Source organism: Amycolatopsis acidicola, from assembly GCF_007713735.2.
Taxonomy (GTDB): Bacteria; Actinomycetota; Actinomycetes; order Mycobacteriales; family Pseudonocardiaceae; genus Amycolatopsis_E; species Amycolatopsis_E acidicola.
The window spans coordinates 1-23,758 of sequence record NZ_VMNW02000100.1 but is presented as its reverse complement, the minus strand read 5'-3'; the positions used below and the strand labels follow the sequence as shown (position 1 = coordinate 23,758).

At 69.1% G+C, this 23,758-nt stretch carries 22 protein-coding genes; 6 read left to right on the top strand and 16 right to left on the bottom strand.

Annotated elements, in window-relative coordinates; translation table 11 throughout:
- Positions 1-10 precede the first annotated feature (10 nt).
- The 14 genes from FPZ12_RS38835 to FPZ12_RS38770 all read right to left on the bottom strand — a co-directional run bounded on the left by FPZ12_RS38835 (position 11) and on the right by FPZ12_RS38770 (position 13,307).
- Positions 11-559: a hypothetical protein gene (locus tag FPZ12_RS38835; protein ID WP_243770249.1), complete on the bottom strand. Its 549-nt coding sequence runs from the start codon at positions 557-559 to the stop codon at positions 11-13.
- Positions 556-1,038 (bottom strand): hypothetical protein, encoded by a 483-nt coding sequence (locus FPZ12_RS38830; RefSeq protein WP_341771260.1) that lies wholly within the window; start codon positions 1,036-1,038, stop codon positions 556-558. The genes FPZ12_RS38835 and FPZ12_RS38830 overlap by 4 nt, the downstream gene beginning before the upstream one ends.
- Positions 1,039-1,049: 11 nt before the next feature.
- A complete protein-coding gene (locus tag FPZ12_RS38825; RefSeq protein ID WP_144755122.1) occupies positions 1,050-2,306 on the bottom strand; it encodes an MCE family protein in 1,257 nt (418 codons plus the stop codon).
- Complete coding sequence (locus FPZ12_RS38820; protein WP_144755119.1) at positions 2,306-3,487, bottom strand: MCE family protein; 1,182 nt, start codon at positions 3,485-3,487, stop codon at positions 2,306-2,308. Before FPZ12_RS38820 ends, FPZ12_RS38825 begins: the two co-directional genes overlap by 1 nt.
- Positions 3,484-4,674 carry an MCE family protein gene (locus FPZ12_RS38815; protein WP_144755116.1) on the bottom strand — a complete coding sequence of 397 codons (1,191 nt, stop codon included), beginning with the start codon at positions 4,672-4,674 and terminating at the stop codon, positions 3,484-3,486. Before FPZ12_RS38815 ends, FPZ12_RS38820 begins: the two co-directional genes overlap by 4 nt.
- A complete protein-coding gene (locus FPZ12_RS38810) occupies positions 4,671-5,702 on the bottom strand; it encodes an MCE family protein (protein ID WP_144755113.1) in 1,032 nt (343 codons plus the stop codon). Before FPZ12_RS38810 ends, FPZ12_RS38815 begins: the two co-directional genes overlap by 4 nt.
- Positions 5,699-6,739, bottom strand: coding sequence for an MCE family protein (locus FPZ12_RS38805; protein ID WP_144755110.1), 1,041 nt, complete (start codon positions 6,737-6,739; stop codon positions 5,699-5,701). The genes FPZ12_RS38810 and FPZ12_RS38805 overlap by 4 nt, the downstream gene beginning before the upstream one ends.
- On the bottom strand, positions 6,736-8,067 hold the full coding sequence (locus FPZ12_RS38800) for an MCE family protein (RefSeq protein ID WP_144755107.1): 1,332 nt from the start codon (positions 8,065-8,067) through the stop codon (positions 6,736-6,738). Before FPZ12_RS38800 ends, FPZ12_RS38805 begins: the two co-directional genes overlap by 4 nt.
- Positions 8,064-8,921, bottom strand: coding sequence for an MlaE family ABC transporter permease (locus FPZ12_RS38795; protein ID WP_144755104.1), 858 nt, complete (start codon positions 8,919-8,921; stop codon positions 8,064-8,066). The genes FPZ12_RS38800 and FPZ12_RS38795 overlap by 4 nt, the downstream gene beginning before the upstream one ends.
- The gene (locus FPZ12_RS38790) at positions 8,921-9,715 is read right to left on the bottom strand and encodes an MlaE family ABC transporter permease (RefSeq protein WP_144755101.1); all 795 of its coding nucleotides are present in this window, start codon (positions 9,713-9,715) and stop codon (positions 8,921-8,923) included. The genes FPZ12_RS38795 and FPZ12_RS38790 overlap by 1 nt, the downstream gene beginning before the upstream one ends.
- A 111-nt stretch (positions 9,716-9,826) precedes the next feature.
- The gene (locus FPZ12_RS38785; protein ID WP_144755099.1) at positions 9,827-10,585 is read right to left on the bottom strand and encodes a glucose 1-dehydrogenase; all 759 of its coding nucleotides are present in this window, start codon (positions 10,583-10,585) and stop codon (positions 9,827-9,829) included.
- A gap of 1 nt (position 10,586) precedes the next feature.
- A complete protein-coding gene (locus tag FPZ12_RS38780; protein ID WP_144755096.1) occupies positions 10,587-12,098 on the bottom strand; it encodes an aldehyde dehydrogenase family protein in 1,512 nt (503 codons plus the stop codon).
- Positions 12,095-12,925, bottom strand: a complete 831-nt coding sequence (locus FPZ12_RS38775) for an SDR family NAD(P)-dependent oxidoreductase (RefSeq protein WP_144755093.1) — start codon at positions 12,923-12,925, stop codon at positions 12,095-12,097. The genes FPZ12_RS38780 and FPZ12_RS38775 overlap by 4 nt, the downstream gene beginning before the upstream one ends.
- A gap of 190 nt (positions 12,926-13,115) precedes the next feature.
- Positions 13,116-13,307 carry a ferredoxin gene (locus FPZ12_RS38770; protein WP_144755090.1) on the bottom strand — a complete coding sequence of 64 codons (192 nt, stop codon included), beginning with the start codon at positions 13,305-13,307 and terminating at the stop codon, positions 13,116-13,118.
- Between the two features lie 104 nt (positions 13,308-13,411).
- Between FPZ12_RS38770 and FPZ12_RS38765 the strand changes: the two genes are divergently transcribed.
- The 4 genes from FPZ12_RS38765 to FPZ12_RS38750 are packed head-to-tail and all read left to right on the top strand — an operon-like array spanning position 13,412 to position 18,244.
- Entirely contained in the window at positions 13,412-14,584 is a 1,173-nt protein-coding gene (locus FPZ12_RS38765) for an acyl-CoA dehydrogenase family protein (protein WP_144755088.1), read from the top strand.
- Positions 14,585-14,593: 9 nt separating this feature from the next.
- Complete coding sequence (locus FPZ12_RS38760; protein WP_144755086.1) at positions 14,594-15,538, top strand: acyl-CoA dehydrogenase family protein; 945 nt, start codon at positions 14,594-14,596, stop codon at positions 15,536-15,538.
- Positions 15,535-17,088 (top strand): long-chain-fatty-acid--CoA ligase, encoded by a 1,554-nt coding sequence (locus tag FPZ12_RS38755; RefSeq protein ID WP_144755084.1) that lies wholly within the window; start codon positions 15,535-15,537, stop codon positions 17,086-17,088. Before FPZ12_RS38760 ends, FPZ12_RS38755 begins: the two co-directional genes overlap by 4 nt.
- Positions 17,089-17,092: 4 nt before the next feature.
- Positions 17,093-18,244 carry a hypothetical protein gene (locus tag FPZ12_RS38750; protein WP_144755082.1) on the top strand — a complete coding sequence of 384 codons (1,152 nt, stop codon included), beginning with the start codon at positions 17,093-17,095 and terminating at the stop codon, positions 18,242-18,244.
- Positions 18,245-18,286: 42 nt separating this feature from the next.
- Here FPZ12_RS38750 and FPZ12_RS38745 read toward each other — a convergent pair whose 3' ends face one another.
- A complete protein-coding gene (locus tag FPZ12_RS38745) occupies positions 18,287-20,992 on the bottom strand; it encodes a bifunctional acetate--CoA ligase family protein/GNAT family N-acetyltransferase (RefSeq protein WP_144755080.1) in 2,706 nt (901 codons plus the stop codon).
- Positions 20,993-21,014: 22 nt separating this feature from the next.
- Entirely contained in the window at positions 21,015-22,184 is a 1,170-nt protein-coding gene (locus tag FPZ12_RS38740) for an acetoin utilization protein AcuC (RefSeq protein ID WP_144755078.1), read from the bottom strand.
- Positions 22,185-22,289: 105 nt separating this feature from the next.
- Between FPZ12_RS38740 and FPZ12_RS38735 the strand changes: the two genes are divergently transcribed.
- Both FPZ12_RS38735 and FPZ12_RS38730 read left to right on the top strand, forming a co-directional pair.
- Positions 22,290-22,985 (top strand): iron-dependent transcriptional repressor DtxR, encoded by a 696-nt coding sequence (locus FPZ12_RS38735; protein WP_144755075.1) that lies wholly within the window; start codon positions 22,290-22,292, stop codon positions 22,983-22,985.
- A gap of 131 nt (positions 22,986-23,116) precedes the next feature.
- Positions 23,117-23,758: TrbL/VirB6 family protein (locus FPZ12_RS38730; RefSeq protein ID WP_208026160.1), on the top strand; the 642-nt coding region annotated here is incomplete at its 3' end.

Sequence of the window (23,758 nt, the reverse complement as noted above, 5' to 3'; positions counted from 1 at the left end):
ATAATCCCGCTCACAGCGCTGTCATGCTCGCGATTTTCCAGGTGCCGTCGACCTTCTTCGCGACCACCGACAAGCACGCCGCGGCTGAGGATTGCTGGTTGTTCGCCGTGTTCAGGGTCTGCTGGTTCAGAAACAGCAGCAGCCGCGCGTCCGAACCGCTCAGCTCTTGCACGCCGATCGAGCCGATCGTGGTGCTGCGCACCAGTTTCTGCTCCGTCGCCTGCTGCTTCGCAGCGGTGAAACTCGCCTGGTACTGGCCTACGGCGGCGTCCACCAGCACGTTCGTCGCGGCGCGCTGGGTGCGATCGAGATTGTCGTAGTCGTAGGAAAAAATGGACTTCACCGCGGCGCTCACCTGGTCCACGACCTCGCCCGTGGCCGCCGTGTCCGCGACGGCCGCGTTGTCGCTGCGCGCGGAGTTCAGCCCGGCCAGCACCGAGAAACCGGCCGCCAGCACGATCACCGCACCCACCGCGCCGAGCTTGATGGCGCGCTTCCGGGCAGCCAGCGCGTCCAGCACCCGCCGCGGCCACTTACGGAACCCGAGCCAGTCCCTCATGACGCCGCCTGCACGGAGTTGACCTTCCAGCCCTGCGGCGTCCGCGTCAGCGCGGCGTTCAACCGCGCGCGCGAGTCCTTCGGGGCGGCGTCGTTGGTGCCGAGGTGGACGTCGAGCACCGCGATCACCCGCGCCGTGCCCGCGTTCTGGTCCAGCGCCGTCAGAGCGGCCTGGTCGACCGACGCCCAAGCCACCGTCTTGCTCTGCGTCGCCCTGTCGAGCTGCGTCTTCTTGTCCCCGGACAGCGAGTTCCCCAGCTGCCCCGTCGTGACCGAGATCCACCGGTCCACCGCCGGTTCCGGGTTGTGGTAGTCGACGGTGTTCAGCGCCACCAAGGCATCCGACGCCGCGCTCAGCACCGCGTCCCGGTCACGCGCGCGCAGCTCCGTCGCGTCGTGCGCCGTGCTCCACCATGACCAGCCGAACCAGCCGGCCACGAGCACCGCGACCACGGCGAGCGCGCCCAACCACGTCGGCAACCGGCCCTTAATCATCCCGGCAGCCCCAGCAGCTGTCCGATTCCTTGCTGCACGGTCGAAGTCACCATGTTCAGGACACCTGGAAGCTGCGCGGTGCCGGACGTGGACTCGGCCGGGGCGGACGACGACTGCGTGGGTTGCGCCGTCTGCGCCGGAGTCGGGGCGGCGCCCGCGTACGGCGCGTTCGCCGCGCCGCGGACTTCGGTCTTGCTGCCGGGCGGCTCCGCGCAGTACGCCTGCATGTTCACCGGCGCGTCGCTGGTGTCGCTGGCCGGGCGCTGCTGCGTTCCCTCGTACCCCTTCGTGCAAGAGTGCGGGTCGAAGAAGTTCAGCACCAGCCCCAAATGCCCCTCACCGTTCGACGCCACCGACCGGGAGAACGCCGAGATCACCGGGAAGGCGACCAGCTCCTCCTCGATGGCGTCCGTGCGCACCGAGGTGACCTGGAACGTGGTGAGCAGGTTCGCGATCAGCACGCCCATGTCCGTGCCCGAGGTGGCGAGGATGCCGTCCACGTTGTCCGCCAGCGCCGGCGCCTGCTCGACCACCTTGCGCAGATCCGGGTCCGACGTCTTGAGCTGGCCCGCGATCTTGTTCAGGCCCTGCGCGATGTCGTTGATGTTCTGCGACTGCTTCTCCTGCGTCTTCAGCACGGTGCGGCCGTCGGCGAGAAGCTGGGTCGTCTGCGGCAGGTTCTCCTTCGCGGTGTCGGTGAAGGAGTTCGCGGAGTCCAGCAGCTGCTGGAGATCCTGCCCTGTCCCGGAAAACGCGTTGTACGTCTCGTTCACGACCGTCTGCAGATCGGCCGGGTTCACGCTGGACACCAGACTGTCCAAATTGGCCAGTACCGTGTCCGGGGACAACGGCAGCGCCGTCTTGTCCCGCTGGATCACCGAACCGCCGTGCAGGTACGGGCCGTTCTCGTGGGTGGGCCGCAGATCGACGTACTGCTCCCCGACCGCCGACCGGTTCGCCACCACCGCCTGCGTGTCCTCCGGCACCTGGGTGCCCGTGTCCAGGTCGAGATCCACCGTCACGCCCTGCGGGTCGAGGTGCATCCCGGTCACCTTGCCGACGGCCACGCCGCGGTAGGTCACCTCGGCGTTCACGAAGATCCCGCCGGAGTCCGCGAGCTGCGCCGTGACGACGAACCCGCGCGCGCCGAACAGCCTGTCCAGGCCGGCGTACTTCGCCCCGGCGTAGCCGACCGACAGCACCGCGACGAGCCCGAAGATCAGCAGTTTCACCCAGTGCGTCCTGGTGAACATCAGCTGCCACCTCCCAGCAGGCTGCCGAGCAGGTTGCCCAGCACGCCACCGCCGGACTTCTGGGTGTCCGAAGTGGACGGCTGGATCTGCAGCGGCAGCGGTGGCGAGGACGCGGTGGACGTCGAGGTGCTCGACGTCGAAGTGCTGGTGTCGGCCGGTTTCGTCCCCGGCGGCCACTGCGCGTTCTCGATGTTCTGCAGTATCTCGGAGAAGTCGAGGTCCACCCGCGCCGACACGTTGGCGTAGTCGCCCTTCACGACGTCACCGGCCACGTCGGGCAGCGGGTACGTGGGCAGGATCTTCAGCGCCGTCGGCAGGTTCTGCCCCGCCTCCGCGAGCTTCGTCAGCGTCGGGGTGAGCGCGCGCAGGTTGTCGATCAGCTGGCTCTTGCTCTTGTTGACCGTGTCCACCGCGACCCCGGAAAGCTGGCTCAACGACTGCAGCATGCCGACCAGCTGGTCGCGCTCCTCGTTGACCACCTGCAGCCCCGGCGCGAGGTTGTCGAGCGCGTTCTGCAGGTTCGCCGACTGTGAGACCAGCGTGCTGGACAACCGGTTCAGCCCGTCGATGGCGCGGATGATGTCGCTCTTCTGCCCGTCCAGCTCGGTGGCCAGATCGTCCACTCTGGACAGCAGGGTGCGGATCTCCGCCTCGTTGCCGGTGAGCGTCTTGTTCAGCTCCTTGGTGATGTCCGCGAGCTGGTTCACCCCGCCGCCGTTGAGCAGCAACGACAACGCGCCGAGGACCTCTTCGACCTCCGGGTTCCGGTTGGTGCGGGCCAGCGGGATCGTCGCCCCGTTGTCCAGCGTGCCGGTGGCGTCCTGGCCCGTCGGGTCACGCAGCTCCACGTACTTCTCGCCGAGCAGGCTCGACTGGCGCAGGTCGGCGTACGCGTTCCCCGGCAGGTGCACATCGCCGTTCACGTGCATGACCACCAGCGCCGAGCGGGTGTCCGGCGCGAGGTCGATCCGGTCCACCCGCCCGACCGCGACGTCGTTGACCTTCACGCTCGCCTGCGGCACGAGGTCCAGCACGTCCGCGAACTGCGCCGTCACCTGGTACGGGTGGTCGCCGAGGTCGGCGCCGCCGGGCAGCGGGGTGCTGTAGAGCCCGTTGAACCCGCCGGATCCGCACCCGGCGACGAGCAGCAGCACCGCGGACAGCAGGAGGATGCGTTTCATGAGATCCCCTGCTCCGGCACGGAAATCAGCGGCGTGATCGGCAGCGGTGGCAGCTTGCCGCTCTGGATGTCGGCCGCCAGCTGGGAGAGCGACAGGTTGTTGGTGAGCCCGTCCACCACCGGCGCGAGATCCGAGCAGAGGTTGCCGACCACCTGCGGCAGCCCGGTCGGGGTGCCCGCCTTGATCAGCCTGCACAGCGTGGTGAACAGCGGGTTGGTCAGCTCGTTGGCGTTGTACCGGATCGCGATGCTGCCCGAGGCCGCGTCGTAGGAGTTGATGAAGTTCGTCATCCCGGTCGGCGCCGTGTCCAGCACCTCGGCGAGCGCGGACCGCTCGTCCACCAGCACCTTGCTCACGCTCGCCAGTTTGTCCACATTGGACGTCAGCCCGTCCTTGTTCTCCTCGACGAACTGCTGCACGTCACCGAGCGAATTACCCAATGAGGACAACGCCTTGCCGACGTCCTCGGAGTCCGCGGAGAGGAATCCCGTGACGTTCGAGAGCCGCGAGTAGAACTCGTTGAGCTGGTTGTCGCTGTCGGCGAGGGTCGTGGTGAAGGACTGCAGGTTCCGCACCGTGGAGAACAGGTCGCCCTTCGAGTCGTCCAAGGTGCGCGAGAGATCCGAAAGCTGGGTGACGGTGTCGTTGAGGTTCTTGCCGTTCCCGTCGAGGTTCTGCGCCGCGGTGTTCAGCAGGTTCGACAGCGCGCCGTTCGAGTTCGCGCCGTTCGGGCCGAGCGCGGTGGACAGCTTGTCCAGGCTGCCGTAGAGGTCGTCCAGCTCCATCGGCGTCGCCGTGTGGTCCTGCTGGATCAGCGTGCCCGAGGCCATCACCGGGCCGGTGTCATACGCCGGGGTCAGCTGCACGTAGCGGTCGCTGACCAGGCTCGGCGCGATGACCACGGCACTGGCGTTCGCCGGGATCTGCACCCCGGGGTCCACCTGCATGTCCACTTTGACCACGTTGCCCTGCGGGGTCACGTCGGTGATCTGGCCGACCTTCACGCCCAGCACCCGCACCGAGGAACCCGAGTACAGCCCGACGGTCTTGTCGAACAACGCGGAAACCCTGGTACCGCCCTGATCGCGGAACACCAGCCACAGGCCCGCCGTCAGCAGGAGCGCGAGCACGCAGCCCGCGGCGACCCAGCGGTACACGCTGCGCCCGGTTCTGGTCTGGACCGTCACTGGCCGCTCACCCCCTGGTCCGGCGCCGAAAGCGGCGGGGTGCAGCCGTCCGGGTTGACCGTCGCCCCGCCGGTGTTGATCACCGGTGGCAGCAGGCCGCAGATATAGCCCTCGAACCAGCGCCCGTTGCCGGTGGCGTTGGTGCCGACCCGGGTGAACGGGGCGAGCAGCTGGAGGCTGCGGCCGAGGTTGTCCTGGTTCTGCTGGAGGACGTCGGTGACGTCGCCGAGCTTCTCCAGCGTCGGGCGCAACTGCTCGCGGTTGTCCGCGACCAGCCCGCTCAGCTGCGCCGAAAGGTCCTGCGTTCCCTTGAGCAGCGCGCTGATCGCGTCGCGGCGCTGCTGCAGCTCGGACAGCAGCAGGTTGCCGTCGTTGATCACCTGCGTCAGCTGCGTGTTGCGGTCGGCGAGCGTTTTCGAGACCTGGCTGGTGTTGTTGAGCAGAGTGGACAGTTCCTGGTCGCGCGAGGACACCGTCTTCGACAACGCGGACAGCCCGTTCAGCGTGTTCTTCAACGGCTCCGGCGTGTCCTTCAGCGCGTCCGATACCGCGTCGAAGCTCTGCGCCAGCTGCTGGGTGTTGATGTCGCCCACCGTGCTCGACAACTGCTGGAAGGCGTCCTGCAGCTGGAACGGGGTGGTGGTGCGCTCGACCGGGATCGGGCTGTCCGGGCTCTGCGTGCCGCTGCCCTTCGGGGTCAGCGCCAGGTACTTCTCGCCGAGCAGGGTCTTGATCTCGATACCCGCCGTGGTCTGGTCGCCGACGCGCGTGTTCTCGACCTTGAACTTCACCAGGACCTTCTTGCCCTGCAACGCGACCGAGCTGACCTCGCCGACCTTCACCCCGGCCACCTGCACCTCGTTGTCCGGCTCCAGCCCGGCCGACTCGCTGAAGTACGCCTGGTACGTGGTCCCGGTGCCCAGCAGCGGCAGGTCGTCGGAGAAGTACGAGACCATGCTGACCAGCACGATCAGCACGAGTGTCACCGCGCCGACCGCGGCCTGGTTGCGTTCGCGGAGTGCCTTCACGACTGGCACCTTTCCGGCTCTTGGGTCGCGGGCAGGGGCAGCAGCGGCAGCGTGATGTTCAGCGAGGAGATGCCGATGGTGCCCGAGAGGTTGCAGAGGAAGTAGTTGTACCAGCTGCCATAGCTCAGGGTCCTCGTGAACTTCTCCAGGTTGCCCGGCATCTTCTGCAGCAGCTCGTCCAGCAGCTGGCTCGAATCCGACAGGTTCTGCGAGAGCAGGCCGAGGCTGGAGATGTCGTCCTTCAGCGACGGGCGCGCGTCCTGCACCAGCCCGGCCGTCACCTGCGTCAGGTTCGACAGCGCGGAGACCGCGTTGCCGATCGGTTCGCGCTGCGCGGAAAGCCCGCTCACCAGCTGCTGCGTCTGGTCGATCAGGTTGGACAGCTGCGGGCCGCGCGAGTTGACCGTGGCCAGCACGTTGTTGAGGTTGTCGATGACCTGGCCGATCACCTTGTCCTTGTCCGCGATCGCGGTGGTGATGGACGCGGTGTGCGTGAGCAGGCTGTCGATCGTGCCGCCTTCACCCTGGAAAGTCTGGATGATCTCGTAGGAGAGCTGGTTCACCTGCTGCGGGTCGAGCGCCTGGAACAACGGCTTGAACCCGTTGAACAGCACCGTGAGGTTCAGTGCCGGCTGGGTGCGCTCGGGCGGGATCGTGCTGCCCGCGGCGAGCTGGCCGCCACCGTCCACAGTGGTCCCGAGCGAGAGGTAGCGCTGGCCGACCAGGTTGCGGTACTTGACCGTCGCCGTGGTGGCGGCGGGGAGTTTGTACGACTGCGAGACGGTGAAGTGGACGTCCGCGAGGTTCGAGTCCCCTTCCTGCGCCACGGTGATCTTGTCCACCTGGCCCACCTTGACCCCGACGATCCGGACGTCGTCACCCTCGTGCAAGCCCGACGCGTCGGTGAACCGCGCGGTGTAGGTGGAGGTGACGCCGAAGTCGGTGTTCGCGATCGTGGCGCCGAGAATCCCGGTCAGCAGCACGGTGACCACGGCGAAGATCAGGGTTTTGACCAGCGGGGCGACGAAGTTCCTCAATGGACGTCCACCTCCGCCCCGCGGTACACGGGCCCGACGAGCAGCCCCGCCCAGCCCGGCACCGCCTCCGGGGTGGTGTCGAGCGTCGGCGCCACCAGCACGTCGATCAGCTTCTGCTCCGCGGTCGAGTTCGCGACCGAACCGGTGGTGCCCGAACCGCCGTCGATGATGCCGTCACTGGGCAGCGGGGTGTTCTCCCCCGGCGGCACCGCGGGATGCGTCGAACCGTCCTGCACCGGGCCGTCCGGCGGATACTGCGGCCAGCGCCCCGGCGGGGCCACCTGCGGGTAGCACCTCGGGCCGCGTTTGTCGGTGTACTGCGGTTCGTCCTTGCCCGGCTCGTACTTGGTGCGGTCGGCGACGAACCGGATCGTCACGTGGTTGCGCTGGTCCGTGCCCGCGCCGAAAGCCTCGTACGCGCGGGGCACCGACTCGGCGAACTGCTGCAGCATGCAGGGGTACTCCGGCGCGTACTTCGCCAGCACGTCCAAAGTGGACTGTGACGTGGTGGTGAGCGCGATGATGTTGTTCTCGTTGACCTTCAGGAAGCTGCCGAGGTCCACCGACAGGTTGGTCACCGAACTGTAGAGCTGAGAGAGCCGCTGCTTTTCGTCCACCAGGGTCTTGCTCGTGGTGGTGAGATCGGACAGCGCGTTGAGGAAGTCCGGCGCGGCCTTGTTGTAGATGTCGGTGACGTTGGCGAAACTGGTGATGTCGGCCTTGATGTTCGGCAGCGACGGGTTCAGCTGCCCCAGGTAGTCCGAGACGTTCACCAGCGTCTGCCCCAGTTCCTCGCCCCGGCCCTGCAAAGCCGTGGACACCGCGCTGAGCGTCGCGGACAGCTTCTCCGGCTGCACGGCCTGCAGCAGCGGCATCACGTCGTCGAGCACCTTCTCCAGCTCGATCGCCGAGCTCGAGCGGTCCTGGGTGATGACGTCGCCGGCCTGGATGTGCTGGGTCGAGGGCTGTTGCGGGATCTGCAACGCCACATACCGTTCGCCGAACAGGGTTTTCGGCAGCAGCCGCGCGGAGACGTTCGACGGGATCTGGCTGAGCATGTCCGGCTGCAGCGCCAGTTCCAGCGCCGCGTGATCGCCGAGCGCGTGCACGCTGCGCACCTCACCGACCACCACGCCGCGCACTTTCACGTCCGAGCCCTCGGCGAGCTGGTTGCCGACCGTGTCGGTTTCCAGCCGCACCATCGAAACCGGCGTGAACTCCTTCTTGTACGCCGCGACCGTCGTCACGAAGAACATGGCGCACACCAGGAGGAACACCAACCCGAGCACCTGGTGCCACAGTCTGCGGCGCAGCGCCTGACGGCTCATCCGGAGATCCTCACCGTCGTGGTGGCGCCCCAGATCGCCAGGCTGAGGAAGAAGTCCAGCACCGAGATCAGCACGATCGACGTCCGCACCGCGCGCCCCACGGCCACGCCGACACCGGCCGGCCCGCCGGACGCGTTGTAGCCGTAGTAACAGTGCGAAAGGATCACGAGCGCGCTGAAGATCATCACCTTCAGGAACGACCACAGCACGTCGCCCGGTGGCAGGAAGAGATTGAAGTAGTGGTCGTACGTGCCGGCCGATTGCCCGTACAGCCAGACGGTGACCTGCCGCGACGCGAGGTACGAGGAGAGCAGGCCGACGGCGTAGAGCGGGATCACCGCGAACACCCCGGCCAGCACGCGCGTGGTCACCAGGTATGGCATGCTCGGGATGCCCATCACCTCGAGCGCGTCGACCTCCTCGGAGATCCGCATCGCGCCCAGCTGCGCCGTGAATCCACAACCGACAGTCGCCGACAGCGCGAGCCCGGCCGCGAGCGGCGCCACTTCGCGGGTGTTGAAGTACGCGGAGATGAAGCCGGTGAGCGCGGCCGTGCCGAGCTGGTTCAGCGCGGCGTAACCCTGCATACCGACGATCAGACCGGTGAACATGGTCATGCCGATCATCACGCCGAGGGTGCCGCCGATCACCGCGAGCCCGCCGGTGCCGAAGCAGACCTCGGTCAGCAGGCGCAGGGTTTCCTTGAGGTAGCGCCGAAGCACGCGTGGCGACCACGCCAGCGCGCGCACGTAGAAGGAGAGCTGGCCGCCCATGCCCTCGAAGATCGCGCCGGGCCGGGCGATCGCCTCCAGCAGCTTGTCCGGCCGCTCCTCGGTGTCCACAGTCGTCGTCATCACAGCGCCTTCGCCGGCACGACCCGCAGGTAGATCGCGGTCAGCACCACGTTGATCAGGAACAACAGCAGGAACGTGATCACCACGGCCTGGTTCACCGCGTCACCGACACCCTTCGGCCCGCCCGCGGGATGCAGCCCGCGATACGCCGCGACCACGCCGGCCACGAACCCATACAGGAGCGCCTTGATCTCACTGATGTAGAGGTCCGGCAGCTGCGCCAAAGCGTTGAAGCTCGCCAGGTACGCGCCCGGCGTGCCGCCCTGCATCACCACGTTGAAGAAATAGCCGCCCAGCACGCCGACCACGCTGACCAGACCGTTGAGCAGGGTGGACACCAGCATCGCGGCCAGCACCCGCGGCACGATCAGGCGCTGCACCGGGTTCACGCCCAGCACTTCCATCGCGTCGATCTCTTCGCGGATCTTGCGCGCCCCGATGTCCGCGCACACCGCGCTGCCGCCGGCACCGGCCACCAGCAACGCGGTGATCAACGGCGACGCCTGCTGCACGATCGCCAGCGCGCTCGCCGCGCCCGTGAAGGACTGCGCGCCGATCTGCTCGGTCAGCGACCCCAGCTGCAACGCGATCACCGCGCCGAACGGGATCGCGACCAGCGCCGTGGGCAGGATCGTCACGCTCGCGAAGAACCAGCACTGCTGGATCCACTCGCGAAACTGGAACGGGCGCCGGGGAATCGCGAGGAGCACTTCCCAGCCGAGGGTGGAGAGCTTGCCGATCTGAGTGAGCGCGGCGGTACCCGGTACCGAGATCGTCCCACTGCGCGTACCCATCAGACCTCCGCCGACCCTAGCCTCGTTGCCCTGAGTCTTACTCACCATGTGAAGCCGTTTTTCGTTAGCGGTGTTCACATGCGCGAACCGCAGGCCTCCCGGTGTTCTTCCTCACTGCACCTTCAACGCGTGCGTCGCCGTCGCCCCGCCATCGGCGACGAACTCCGCGCCCGTGCTGTACGAACTCTCGTCACTGGCCAGGAAAAGCGCGAGGTTCGCGATCTCCCCGGCCTTGCCGATCCGCCCCAGCGCGACCTTCTTGCCCACCGGGGACAGGTCCACTTCGACCCCGCCCGCCGCGTCGGACACCATCCGCGTGTCGATCATCCCGGGGTGCAGCGAATTGACCCGGATGCCCTTGGCGCCCAGTTCCAGCGCGGCCACCTTCGTCATCCCGCGAATCGCGAACTTGCTCGCGGTGTAGGCCACCAGGAAAGGCATTCCGGCCAATCCCTCCACCGAGGACACGTTGATGATGGAGCCGGTACCGGCTTCCGTCATGGGTTCAACGACCGAGCGCATCCCGAGAAACGCACCGATCTGGTTCACCCTGATCACGCGCTCGTAATCGGCGAGCGTGGTTTTCCCGAGTTCGGAGAAGTGCAGGATCCCGGCGTTGTTCATCAGCACGGTCACCGGGCCGAACTCGTCACCGGCGCGCGCGATCGCCGCGGTCCAGTCCTCTTCCTTCGTCACGTCGAGGTGCTGGTACACCGCGCCGATCTCGTCCGCCAGCGCCTTGCCGTCGTCGTCGAGCACGTCGGCGATGACCACCTTGGCGCCCTCTTCGGCGAACCGGCGCGCGGCCGCGGCACCCTGGCCGCGGGCCGCGCCGGTGATCACGGCTACTTTGCCGTCCAGCCTGGCCATGTCACATCATCTCGTCGGTCAGCGGCATGTACACGGACTTGAGCTCGGTGTACGCCTCGATCGAGGAATCCCCGCCCTCGCGGCCGAGACCCGACTGCTTGAACCCGCCGAAGGGCAGATGCGGCTCGATCTGGAAACCGTTCACGCCGATCGTGCCCGCCCGCAGTTTGCGCGAGACGCGGAAAGCGCGCTGGGCGTCCGCGCTGAACACACTCGCGCCGAGGCCGTACTCGGTGTCGTTCGCCAGCCGGACCGCTTCTTCCTCGGTGTCGAAGGGAACCACGGCGAGTACCGGACCGAAGATCTCCTCCTGCGCGATGGTCGAGGAGTTTTCCACGTCGGCGAAGATAGTTGGCGTCACGAAGTTGCCGTTTTCCAGGTCACCGCCGGGCCGTTCGCCGCCGGAGACCAGCCGCGCCTCCTTCTTGCCCGTCTCGATGAACCCGAGCACGCGCTCGAGCTGCTTCTCGTTGATCAGCGGGCACGACATCACCCCGGGGTCGAACGGGTCGCCGTAGGTGACCGCGGCGGCCATTCCCTGCGCGGCCGCGATGAACTCGTCGTACACCTCGCGCTGCACGAGCGCACGGGTGTTGGCCACGCAGGCCTGGCCGGACAGCCCCATCGTCACCGCGCCGATCGTGGTGGCGGCGGCGAGGCCGACGTTCGGCGCGTCCGCGAACACCAGCGCCGGGCTCTTTCCGCCCAGCTCCAGGGAAACCCGCTTGAGCGTGCCCGCCGAAGCCTCGACGATGCGCTTCCCGACGGCGCGGCTACCGGTGAAGCTGACCTTGTCGATGTCGCGGTGGTTGATCAGGGTCTCGCCGACCGGGTCGCCCGGACCGGTGACCACGTTGAGCGTTCCCGCGGGCAGCCCGGCCTCGACGAGCAGTTCGACCATGCGCAGCACGGTGAACGTGCAGTACTCCGAAGGCTTCAGCACCACCGTGCAGCCCGCCGCGAGCGCCGGCGCGATCTTCTGCGCGTACAGCAGGAAGGGCGCGTTCCACGGCAGGATCGCCGCGACCACGCCGATCGGCTCGCGGAAGGTCATCGCCAGGTGGTCGCCGCCCTGGTACGGCGGCAGCGTCTGGCCACCGAGCTTGTCCACCCAGCCGGCGTGGTGATCGAACACGTCCGCGGCGGCCTCGACGCCGGTGGCGTAGATGTTGCTGCTGAAGGAAAGCGGCACCGAGTTGTCCAGTGCCTGCAGCGCGCGCAGCTCTTCGGCGTGCTCGCGCAGCAACTCCGCGTAGCGGTGCAGCAGCTTGATCCGCACGCCCGCGCGGGCGTTGGACCACGTGCCCGATTCGAAAGCCTTGCGCGCGGCGGCCACCGCCGCGTCGACGTCTCCCGCGGTGGCGATGGCGAACTCGCCGATCGCCTCGCCCGTGGCCGGGTGCCGGTGCGTCCAGGTCTCGCCGCCGCTGCCGGGACCCCACTGGCCGTCGAGGTAGAGCTGGCCGGTCTTGAGCCCGACCGACTCGCGATGTGGTTGCACGGTAAGCGTCACAACAACTCCTCACTGGCGAACATCTGGTCGCGACCGGCGAAATGGCCGGGCAGCCCGGAAAGCTCCGAGAGGTTCCACGTCTTTTCCACGGTGGGCGGCGCGACGAGCGCGATGTTCCCGCCGTGCACCACGAAAACCTGCCCGTTGACGTCCTCGGCCTCCGGCGAAGCGAGGAACGCGACGAACGGCGCGACGTGGTCGACCGACAACGGGTCCGTGCCACCTTCGGGCGCTTCCCCGAAAACGGCTTCGGTCATCGCCGTGCGGGCACGCGGGCAGATCGCGTTCGCGCGCACACCGTAGCGGGCGCAGCCGCGGGCCGTCGCCACCGTGAGCGCCGCGATTCCGGCCTTGGCGGCGGCGTAGTTCGGCTGCGCGGGCGCGCCGAACAGGAACGCCTCGGAAGCGGTGTTGACCACTCGCGCGTACACCGGCGCACCGTCCGCTTTGGACTGTTTCCGCCAGTACGCGGTGGCGTTGCGGGACAACAGGAAATGCCCGCGCAGGTGGACCCTGATGACGGTGTCCCACTCCTCGTCGGACATCGAGAAGAGCATCCTGTCGCGCACCACGCCGGCGTTGTTCACCAGCACGTGCAGACCGCCGAAATGGTCCACCGCCGCCGAGAGCAGCTCGTCCGCCGTCTTGCGCTCCGCCACGTCGCCCGCGACGAACAGGGCCTTGCCGCCGGCCTCCTCGATCTCGGCGACCACACCGGTGTCGGTGAGGTCGTTGACCACGACGGAGTGCCCGTCCTTGGCCAGCGCGAGCGCTTCCGCGCGGCCGAGGCCCGCACCCGCGCCGGTCACGATCGCCACGCGATTCATCGGATCACCACCCGCGCCACGGCCGGAGCCGGGCTGGTGGCATCATCCCGCCATCGCGGTCGGTCATCGCCGTTCGCGGTCCCTGCGGCGGCTCTCACTCCGGCAGCCTCCTCGCTGACACGGCGAACCGTCACCGGCTCGCCTCTCACGGCACACACTAGAATCTGTTCTCGCTCTCGGCAAGCCTGAATTATTCCCGGGTGAACAGGGCATTCCGTGGACAGCCTGCTACCGCTTGAGTAACACGTTCTATTTCCGCTTCGGGTACTTCTTCCTGGATGACGACCAGATTGTCGTCGTCGTCCAGCTCGAACACCGCGGGGGCGAAGGCGGCACACACCTCGTTCGCCTCGCACAGGTCACGGTCGACACCGACCCGCATGACTTCCTCCCGTCCGTCAGTTTTGGTAAAACTAGAACCTGTTCTAGACTAGCGCCGCGGCCGGTTCGCTACCAGAACGAGCGGGGCACGGTGGAGGTGACGGGATGCGGATCAGCTACACGCCCGAACAACAGGCGCTGCGTGAGCAGCTGCGCGAGTACTTCGCGGAGCTGATGACGCCGGAGCGTCGCGAAGATCTCGACGCGGACGGCGGCGAGTACGGAAGTGGCCTGGCGTACAAGGAAATCGTCCGTCAACTCGGGCGCGACGGGTGGCTCGCGATCGGCTGGCCGAAGGAGTTCGGCGGACAGGCCCGCTCGATGATGGACCAGCTCATCTTCACCGACGAAGCGGCCGTCGCGGGGGTGCCCGTGCCGTTCCTGACGGTGAACACCATCGGCCCGACGATCATGCGGTACGGGACCGAAGAACAGAAGGCGTTCTACCTGCCGAAGATCGCGGCGGGCGAACTGCACTTCTCGATCGGCTACTCCGAGCCCGAGGCCGGCACCGACCTCGCCTCGCTGCGCACGAAGGCGGTGCGCGACGGCGACGAGTACGTGATCAACGGGCAGAAGATGTGGACCTCCCTGATCGAGTACGCCGACTACGTGTGGCTGGCCTGCCGGACGGACCCCGAAGCGCGCAAGCACAAGGGCCTGAGCATGCTCATCGTGCCCACCTCGGCGCCCGGGTTCTCCTGGACGAAGGTGCGCACGGTCGCCGGGCCCGGCACCAGCGCCACGTACTACGACGACGTGCGCGTGCCGGTGTCCTCGCGGGTGGCGGAGGAGAACGCGGGCTGGCCGCTGATCACCAACCAGCTCAACCACGAGCGCGTCGCGCTGACCTCGGCCGCGCCGGTGCTGAACGCGCTGCGCGAAGTGCGGCAGTGGGCGCAGGAGACGAAGCAGGCCGACGGCAGCCGCGTGATCGACGCCGAATGGGTGCGCACGCATCTGGCCCGCGTCCACGCGCACGGCGAATACCTCAAACTGCGCAACTGGCGCATCGCGACCACCCCGGACCTGAGCCCGGCGGAGGCTTCGGCCACCAAGGTGTTCGGCACCGAGCTGTCGATCGAGGCGTACCGGCTGCTGATGGAGGTGCTCGGCGCGGGCGCGGTGGTCCGCACGGGCTCCCCCGGCGCGCTGCTGCGCGGGCGGCTGGAACGGGCGCACCGGTCCGCGCTGATCCTCACGTTCGGCGGCGGCACCAACGAGATCCAGCGCGACCTCATCGCCGCGACCGCCCTTTCGCTGCCCGTCACCCGCTAAGGAGAAACCGTGGATTTCGTGCAGAGCGAGGAAGCGACCGAGCTGGCCGGGCTGGTCCGCCGGATCTGCGGCGACCTGGTCACCGACGAGGTGCTGGGCCGTCACGGCGAAGGCGGCTTCGACCGCGGTGTCTGGGAAGCGCTGCTGAAGGCCGGCGTGCTCGAAGCGGACTGGCTGGCGCAGTGCGCCGCGCTGGTCGAAGTCGGCCGCGCGCTCGCGCCGGTTCCGTATCTGACCGCGGTGGCCTCCGGGCGCGGCGACAGGGTGTACGCGCTGGCGTTGCCGGACGCGGGATTGGCCTCGGGTTTCACCGTTCGTGACGGCAAGGTGTCCGGTTCGCAGACCGCCGTGCTGTTCGGGGCTTTCGCTGACGCGTTCCTGGTTCCCGCGGACGGCAAGGTGTTCCTGGTCGAAAAAGCGACGGTCCGGCCGCAGCAGACCATCGACCACGCGGACGCAGCGCTCGTGGAGCTGGAGGACGCGCCCGGCGAGGAACTCGACCTCGACCCCGAGCTGCTGCGGCAGCGGATGACGGTCGGCCTGTGCGCGCTGCAGCTCGGCGTCGTGGAAAGCGCGTTGCAGCGCACGGCCGAGTACACCAAGACCCGCAAGCAGTTCGACCATCCGATCGCGAGTTTCCAGGCCGTGCGGCAACGGCTCGCCGACGCCTACATCGACGTCGAAGCCGTGCGGCTGACGCTGTGGCAGGCGGCGTGGAAGCTGTCGGAGGACCTGCCCGCGGCCGAAGAAGTGGCGACAGCGAAGTACTGGGCCGCCGAGGCCGGGCACCGCGTCGCGCACACCGCGGTGCACCTGCACGGCGGCGTCGGCATCGACGTGGACCACTCGCTGCACCGGTACTTCGCGGCGGCGAAGCGGATCGAGTTCGCCCTCGGCGGGGCGACGGCGCAGCTGCGCTCGCTGGGTGAACTGCTCGCCGCGGAACCGGCATGACGGTCACCGAACTGCTGCTCGCCCGCGCGGACGATCCGCGCCCGGGCCTGCGGTTCGAGGACGAAACACAGACCTGGGCCGAGCACGTTCGGGAATGCCTTGGCCTGGCGGCCCGGCTGACCGAGCTGGGCACGCCGCCGCACGTCGGGATCCTGGCGGACAACGGGCCACGCTTTTCGGCGCTGCTCGGCGCTTGCGCGTTCTCGGGCGCGGTGCTCGTCGGGCTCAACCCGACGCGCCGCGGGGAAGCGTTGGCTCGGGACGTGCGCGTCTCGGACTGTCAGCTCGTGCTCACGGAAGAGAAGTACGCACCGTTGCTGGCGGGCCTCGATGTCCCCGTGTCCTCTTTGGACTCACTGGAGCCCGCGGACGTCGCTTTCGACCCGGTGCCCGCGAAACCGGACGACCTGCTGATGCTGATCTTCACCTCCGGCACCAGCGGAGAGCCCAAGGCTGTCCGCGTCACGCACGAGAAGATCGCCTTCCCCGGCAAGATGCTCGCCGACCGGTTCGGACTGTCCTCTTCGGACACCGTGTACGTCTCGATGCCGATGTTCCACTCCAACGCGATCATGGCGGGCTGGGCCGTCGGGCTCGCCGCGGGCGGCACCATCGCCCTGCGCCGCAAGTTCTCCGCATCGGGTTTCCTGCCGGACGTGCGGAAGTTCGGCGCCACCTATGCGAACTACGTCGGCAAGCCGTTGTCGTACGTGGTCGCCACACCCGAACACCCGGACGACGCGGACAATCCGCTCCGCATCGTGTACGGCAACGAAGGCGCCGAAGCGGACCTCGCCGAGTTCGGCCGCAGGTTCGGCTGCCACGTGGTGGACGCGTTCGGCTCCACCGAGGGCGGGATCGGGTTCGCCCGGACGCCCGACTCCCCGCCGGGGTCGCTGGGCAAACCGACGGCCGAGGTCGCGATCCTGCACCCGGAAACCGGGAAACCCTGTCCCCCGGCGGAATTCGACGCGGACGGGCGGCTGGCCAACGGGAGCGAGGCGGTCGGCGAACTGGTCAACACGGCGGGCGCGGGCGCGTTCGCGGGCTACTACAAGAACCCGGAGGCCGACGCGGAACGGCTGCGCGGCGGCCAGTACCACACCGGCGACCTCGCCTACGCCGACGCGGAGGGTTTCTTCTACTTCGCCGGGCGGCTCGGCGACTGGCTGCGCGTCGACGGGGAAAACCTCGGCACCGCGCCGATCGAGCGGGTGCTGTTGCGCCATCCGGCGGTATCCGAGGCCGCCGTCTACCCGGTGCCCGACCCCGTGACAGGCGACCAGGTGATGGCCGCGCTCGTCCTCGCCGCGCCGTTGACGCCGGTCGAGCTCGGGGAGTTCCTCGCCGCGCAACCGGATCTGGGCCCCAAGCAGCTGCCCCGGTTCGTGCGAATTGTCAACGAACTGGAGAAGACTTCGACGTACAAGATCGTGAAACGGAAGCTGTCCGCGGAGGGCACGCACTGCTCCGATCCGGTCTTGATGCTCACAAAGGGGAAAAATTCTTACCAACCGGTTCCGCCGCGGACGGGGTCCCCGCTAGCTTGACCGCATGCGCAGGTCGCTCGCGGCACTGGTGGCCGCCCTCGCCGTGATCACCCTTTCCGCAGCACCGGCGCAGGCCGCGCCGACCAAGCTCACCGCGAGCGATTTCCGGCTGAAGGAGAACGCGTACAACGGCGTGATCAGCCAGCTCGACGGCGTACTCGGGGTCAAATCCGTCTCGGCGGTGCTGGACAGCGCGAACCGCGACGCCACGTCGTGCAACCCGGGCGCGAGCAACCAGGTGGCCGCGTTCTGCTGGAACTCCGGGGACAACGACACCACGGACTGGTACCCCCAGGGCATCAGCACCACGGCCGACGCTTACGACAACGGCCAGTACGACGGCCGCACCGCGGTGTTCGCGAGCTGGTACTACAACGGATCGGGCACCGACAAGGGAGTCCGGGTGTCCTTTGTGGACTACTCGACGCCCAGCGCGCCGAAGTACCGGCACGTGCTGCTCGTCGAGCCGTACACGAACTCCGCCGGGCAGCCGGACTTCAGGCCCGTGACGATCCACGCCGGCGGCATCTTCACCTACGGCTACTACCTGTACGTGGCCGACACCTCCGGCGGCTTCCGCGCGTTCAATCTCCGGCACATCTGGCCCGCGAAGACCGGCGACAGCACCAAGATCGGCCGCCAGTCCGACGGCAGCTACCAGGCCTTCGACTACGCCTACGTGCTGCCGCAGGCGCAGACGTTCACGGACTCGACCACCAACGGAGTCGCTCAGCTGCGGTTCTCGGCCGCGTCACTGGACCGCACGAGCACGCCGGACAGCGTGATCGTGCCGGAGTACAACGCCGACGGCACCGGCACCCGCGTGGTCCGCTTCCCGATCGACTACACCGACCGCAAGTTCGCGGAGTCGTCGGACGGCTACACCCACGCCACCGAGGCGTACCAGGTGAACATCCCGAGCATGCAGGGCGCGACGGCGATCAACGGGAAGTTCTCCGTCTCCGCCAGCGCCGGCTCGGGCACGCGCGGCTCGCTGTGGACCTTCACGTCGTCCAGCGGGCCGACCAAACACGCCACGGTGTTCCCCATCGGCAACGAGGACCTCTCGTACCGCGGGCCCGAAACCCAGCTGTGGACGCTTTCCGAGTACCCCGGCAACCGCAGCGTGGTCGCGATCAACCCCGGCGCGTACTAGGAAGTCTTCAAAGCCTCGTTCGCGCTCTTGGCGCCGATATTCCTAGTCGTCCGGCGCGTTGATCGCCCGCAACCGGCGCGGCCCGGTGTCCGGCCGGGCGGGCGGCGGGCCCAGCACGATCCGCGCGTTGGCCACGAAAGCACCTTCGGGCGAGGCCATCACCGGATCCAGGCTCAGCGCCCGCACCTCCGGATTGTCCTCCGCCAGCGCCGCCATCCGCAGCACCATGTCCTGCAATGCCGCCAAATCCGCCGGCTCGTCACCCCGGTAACCGGTCAGCAGCGGGGCGCTCTTCGGCTCGCGCACGAGCGTCGCGGCGTCGACGTCCGTCAGCGGAACGGCCCGGAAAGCCCTGTCCCCCAGCAAAGTGCTGACCAGACCGGACAACCCGAACGTCACCAGCGTGCCGAACGACGGGTCGTCCTGGAGCCCGATGAAACAGGAAATCCCCTTGGGCGCCATCTTCTGCACGTAGACCTCGTCCTCGCCGGACACCTCGCGCAGATCGTGGTAGCTGCGCCGGACCTCCTCCGCCGAGGCCAGGTCCAGCCGCACCCCGGCCAGATCCGGGCGGCCACGCAGCCTGTCGTCGACCGCCTTCACCGTCACCGGATAGCCGACCTCCTCCGCCGCGGCGATCGCCTCGTCCGCCGACGCGACAACGCGGAACGGCACGACATCCACCCCGTAGCACCGCAGCAGCCGGACGATGTCCTCGTCCTCCAGCACCACGTTCTGGTCGCCGGCCTCCTCGAGGATTTCGCGCACGATCTGTTGCGCCGCTTCGGTGTGCAGCTCCGCCGGGCGGACCAGATGCCCCTGCGGCCGCTGCCGCCACGCCGCGTACCGCACCACCTTCGCCAGCGCGTACACCGCCCGCTCCGGGCTCGGGAACGACGGGATCGAGCCCGGCCCGGGCGCGCCGTCCTCGCCCGGCACCGCCAGCTCGGCCGGGACCCCTTCCGCCGCAAGGAAAGTGGAGACGATCGGCTTGCTCTGGTCCAGCTCCTGCACGGCCTCCCGCAGCGCCCTCGCGTACGACGTGCCCGCCATCGTCACCGGCGGCACGAACACCACGACCAGCGCGTCGGTCTCCGTCGACGTCAACGCTTCGCGCACCGCGGAGGCGAACTCCTCCGGCCCGGCCTGCGCCCCTACGTCCACCGGATCGAACGCGAGGCGCAACCCCTGTGCCCGCGCGGTGTCGGCGGCCAGCATCCCGATCGCGCTGGAGTTGCCGACGATGCCCACCCGCGGCCCGGCCGGCAGCGGCTGATGCGCGAACACCAGCGCCGTGTCGAACAGCTGCGCCAGCGTCTCCACCCGGACCACGCCCGCCTGCTCGAACAGCGCCTGCACGCTCGCCTCGTCGACCTCCGTGGACGTGGCCGCGAGCTGCGGGCGCACCGCGTGCCGCCCCGACTTCACCGCGACGATCGGCTTCGTGCGGGCGAGCCGCCGCGCGAGCCGGGCGAACTTGCGCGGGTTGCCGAAGGATTCCAGGTACAGCAACACGAGATCGGTCGCCGGATCGGTCTCCCAGTACTGGAGCAGATCGTTGCCCGAGACGTCGGCGCGGTTACCGGCCGAGACGAAAGTGGACAGGCCCAGCCCGCGCGACTCCGCGTCGGCGAGGATCGCCGTGCCCAGCGCACCGGACTGGCAGAAGAACCCCGTGCGGCCGCGTTTCGGCAGCGTCGGCGCGAGCGTGGCGTTCAGCCGCACCGACGTGCTCGTGTTCAGCACGCCGAGCGCGTTCGGCCCCACCACGCGCATCCCGTGCGCCCTCGCCTCGCCGACCAGCCGCAGCTCGGCGTGCAGCCCGTGCGGGCCGGCTTCCGCGAACCCGGCCGTCACGATCAGCAGCGTCTTCACGCCCTTCGCCAGCGCCCCGTCGAGCACCGACTCGACCTGGTCCGCCGGCACCGCGACCACCGCGAGATCGACCGGGTCCGGGATCTCCAGCACCGACTTGTAGGCGCGCACCCCGCGCACCGAGCGGTGCTCCGGGTTCACCGGGTAGACAGTGCCCGCGAAGTCCGCGGCGAGAAGGTTCGACAGCACCACGTAGCCGACCTTCGTCGGGTCGGCCGATGCGCCGATCACCGCCACCGACTCGGGGTGCAGGAGGTTGTGCACGCTGCGCGCCTCGGCCGCCTGCTCCCTCGCGCGCGCCACCGCCAGCGACTCCTCGGTCGGGTCGATGTCGAACTCCAGGTGCAGCACGCCTTCTTCGAGCGCACGGCTCACCTGGTAGCCGGCGTCCCGGAACACCCGGACCATGCTGGCGTTCTCGGCCAGCACCTCGGCGACGAAGCGGCGCAGCCCGGACTCCGAGGCCGCGGCGGCCAGGTGCTCCAGCAGAATCGAGCCGAGGCCGCGGCCCTGATGCGCGTCGGCCACCACGAACGCGACCTCCGCCGACGGGCCTTCGGAAAGCCGCTCGTAGCGGCCGACGGCGACGATGTCGTCGCCGAGCCAGGCGACGAACGCGACCCGGTCGTGGTGGTCCACCACGGTGAACCGCTCCAGATCGCGCTGCGGGATCCGCGGGTACGCGCCGAAGTAGCGCAGGTACCGGGTGCGGGCGGAAAGCTTGCCGTGGAAGGTCACCAGCGCGTCGGCGTCGCTCGGCACGATCGGTCGCAAGTGGACGGTGCCGCCGTCGGAGAGCACCACGTCGGCCTCCCACCGGCGCGGGTAGTCATAGGGATCGCGGGTGTGCGTGCCCGGGCCTTCGTCGCTCATCTGCTCAGTCTCCCGGATCGTCTCAGTCTCTCGGATCGTCCGGATCCAGGCCGTGCAACGGGAAGATCGCGCGCCGGGTGTCGCGGATGGCGATGTCCACCGGATCGTCGGCGCCGTCGCCCCACGCCTGGTGGGCGGTCTCGGCGCCGTCGGTCATCGCGGTCGGCAGCTCGGCGTTCGGCGCGGCCTTGCGGACCAGGTCGGCCCAGCCCGGCGGGATCGGGGTTTCGGGTTTGACGTCGCGGTCGAGCACGGTGGCCAGAAGGTGCGTCCACGACCGCGGGACCACACGGATCAGCTGGTAGCCGCCACCGCCGACGGCCAGCCACTTCCCGCCCGCGTACTGCTCGGCGAGCCCGCGCAGGGTGGTGTAGATGGTGCGGTGGCCATCCACGGAGAGGGAGAGGTCGGCCAGCGGGTCCTCCTCGTGCGAGTCGACGCCGCACTGGGTGACGAGGATCTGCGGCCGGAACTCGGCCAGCAGCGATGGCACGATCGCGTGAAAAGCGCGCAGCCAGCCGGGGTCGCGCGTATGGGGCGGCAACGGGATGTTCACGGCCGAGCCCTCGGCCTCGCCCGCCCCGGCCTCGCCGGAGTAGCCGGTGCCGGGCCAGAGCGTGAACGGGTGCTGGTGCAGGGAGATCGTGAGCACGCGCGGGTCGTCGTAGAAGGCGGCCTGTACGCCGTCGCCGTGGTGCACGTCCGTGTCGACGTACGCGATCCTGTCGAAGCCGTGGTCGAGCAGCCAGGAGATGGCGACCGCGCAGTCGTTGTACACGCAGAAGCCGGCCGCGTGATCGCGCATCGCGTGATGCAGCCCGCCCGCGATGTTCACGGCCCGGCGCGCCTCGCCCGTGGCGATCTTCTGCGCGGCGAGCAAGCTGGAGCCGACGACCAGCGCCGTGGCGTCGTGCATGCCGCTGAACACGGGGTTGTCGGCGGTGCCCAGCCCGTGGCCGACGTCCCAGCCGGCCATCGGCGCCTGACGGACGGCCTCGAGGTACTCCGGAGAGTGGATGCGCAGCAACTCTCCGTCGCCGGCGGGCTCGGGGACCAGCAGCGGCACGTCGTCGAGCACGCCCAGCTCGGTGGCCAGGCTGATGGTCAGCTGCAGGCGCACCGGGTTGAACGGATGGTCACCGCCGAGGTCATAGCCGAGCAGTGCGGGATCCCAGACGACGGCCGGCTGCATGGGAGCCGATGGTAGCCGCCGCATGGCGGGTTTCGCGGCCCGATCACCCGGGCTGACTGTCGGTGCCAGCGACTACCATGGATTCCTGCGGACGAAGGGGACATCGTGAACGATCTCATCGACACCACAGAGATGTACTTGAAGACCATCTTCGAACTCGAAGAGGAAGGTGTCGTACCGCTGCGCGCCCGCATCGCGGAGCGGCTCGCGCAGAGCGGGCCCACGGTAAGCCAGACCGTCGCCCGGATGGAGCGGGACGGCCTGGTGCGGGTGGCCGACGATCGCCATCTGCAGCTCACCGACCACGGCCGCGAACTGGCCACCGCCGTGATGCGCAAGCACCGGCTGGCCGAGCGGTTGCTGCTGGACGTGATCGGCCTGGAGTGGGAGCAGGTGCACACCGAGGCCTGTCACTGGGAGCACGTGATGAGCGAGGCGGTGGAGCGGAAGCTGGTCAAGCTGCTCGACCACCCCACCACGTCCCCGTACGGCAACCCGATCCCCGGGCTGGACAAGCTCAGCAACGGTGGCCTGCCCGCGCCGCCCGCCGAAGCCGACCTGATCCGGCTGGACGAGTACGCCCGCGCAGGGGGCGGCAAGGTCGAGGTCCGTCGGATCGCCGAGCACGTCCAGCTGGACGAGAAGCTGATGGTCGACCTGAAGTCGGCCGGGGTGGTGCCCGGCCGCACGGTGACCGTCGGCCGCGCCGCCGGCGGCGGCACCGTCGAGGTCATGGGCGAGAACGCGACCCTGCAGGTGCCCATGTCGGCGCTGCACGCGGTGCTGGCCCAGGCCCGGTGACCACCCGCCTGGCAAGCGCCGCGCCGGCGAGTGGTCACCCGGTGCGCGCCAGCAGGCGGAGCGCTGACCAGGCAGGCAGCGGTTTGGTGGGCGGCGCTTTGGTGGACACCGGCCGGGCAGAGGGCGGTTTGGTGAGCGGCGCTTTGGCGGGCAGCGCTTTGGTGGGCGACGGTCGGGCAGGCGGTGCATTGGCGGGCAGCGGCCGGGCAGGCGGCGATTTGGCGGGCAGCGGCCGGGCAGGCGGTGCATTGGCGGGCAGCGGCCGGGCAGGCGGCGATTTGGCGGACAGCGGCCGGGCAGGCGGTGCATTGGCGGGCAGCGGCCGGGCAGGCGGCGATTTGGCGGACAGCGGCCGGGCAGGCGGTGCATTGGCGGGCAGCGGCCGGGCAGGCGGCGATTTGGCGGACAGCGGCCGGGCAGGCGGTGCATTGGCGGGCAGCGGCCGGGCAGGCGGCGATTTGGCGGACAGCGGCCGGGCAGGCGGTGCATTGGCGGGCAGCGGCCGGGCAGGCGGCGATTTGGCGGACAGCGGCCGGGCAGGCGGTGCATTGGCGGGCAGCGGCCGGGCAGGCGGCGATTTGGCGGACAGCGGCCGGGCAGGCGGTGCATTGGCGGGCAGCGGCCGGGCAGGCGGCGATTTGGCGGACAGCGGCCGGGCAGGCGGTGCATTGGCGGGCAGCGGCCGGGCAGGCGGCGATTTGGCGGACAGCGGCCGGGCAGGCGGTGCATTGGCGGGCAGCGGCCGGGCAGGCGGCGATTTGGCGGACAGCGGC

What these genes read in the sequence shown, in the direction of transcription:
- FPZ12_RS38835 (WP_243770249.1), bottom strand. Translation starts at nt 559, where the DNA reads ATGAGGGACTGGCTCGGGTTCCGTAAGTGGCCGCGGCGGGTGCTGGAC.
- FPZ12_RS38825 (WP_144755122.1), bottom strand. Translation starts at nt 2,306, where the DNA reads ATGTTCACCAGGACGCACTGGGTGAAACTGCTGATCTTCGGGCTCGTC.
- FPZ12_RS38820 (WP_144755119.1), bottom strand. Translation starts at nt 3,487, where the DNA reads ATGAAACGCATCCTCCTGCTGTCCGCGGTGCTGCTGCTCGTCGCCGGG.
- FPZ12_RS38800 (WP_144755107.1), bottom strand. Translation starts at nt 8,067, where the DNA reads ATGAGCCGTCAGGCGCTGCGCCGCAGACTGTGGCACCAGGTGCTCGGG.
- FPZ12_RS38795 (WP_144755104.1), bottom strand. Translation starts at nt 8,921, where the DNA reads ATGACGACGACTGTGGACACCGAGGAGCGGCCGGACAAGCTGCTGGAG.
- FPZ12_RS38790 (WP_144755101.1), bottom strand. Translation starts at nt 9,715, where the DNA reads ATGGGTACGCGCAGTGGGACGATCTCGGTACCGGGTACCGCCGCGCTC.
- FPZ12_RS38785 (WP_144755099.1), bottom strand. Translation starts at nt 10,585, where the DNA reads ATGGCCAGGCTGGACGGCAAAGTAGCCGTGATCACCGGCGCGGCCCGC.
- FPZ12_RS38775 (WP_144755093.1), bottom strand. Translation starts at nt 12,925, where the DNA reads ATGAATCGCGTGGCGATCGTGACCGGCGCGGGTGCGGGCCTCGGCCGC.
- FPZ12_RS38770 (WP_144755090.1), bottom strand. Translation starts at nt 13,307, where the DNA reads ATGCGGGTCGGTGTCGACCGTGACCTGTGCGAGGCGAACGAGGTGTGT.
- FPZ12_RS38765 (WP_144755088.1), top strand. Translation starts at nt 13,412, where the DNA reads ATGCGGATCAGCTACACGCCCGAACAACAGGCGCTGCGTGAGCAGCTG.
- FPZ12_RS38755 (WP_144755084.1), top strand. Translation starts at nt 15,535, where the DNA reads ATGACGGTCACCGAACTGCTGCTCGCCCGCGCGGACGATCCGCGCCCG.
- FPZ12_RS38750 (WP_144755082.1), top strand. Translation starts at nt 17,093, where the DNA reads ATGCGCAGGTCGCTCGCGGCACTGGTGGCCGCCCTCGCCGTGATCACC.
- FPZ12_RS38745 (WP_144755080.1), bottom strand. Translation starts at nt 20,992, where the DNA reads ATGAGCGACGAAGGCCCGGGCACGCACACCCGCGATCCCTATGACTAC.
- FPZ12_RS38740 (WP_144755078.1), bottom strand. Translation starts at nt 22,184, where the DNA reads ATGCAGCCGGCCGTCGTCTGGGATCCCGCACTGCTCGGCTATGACCTC.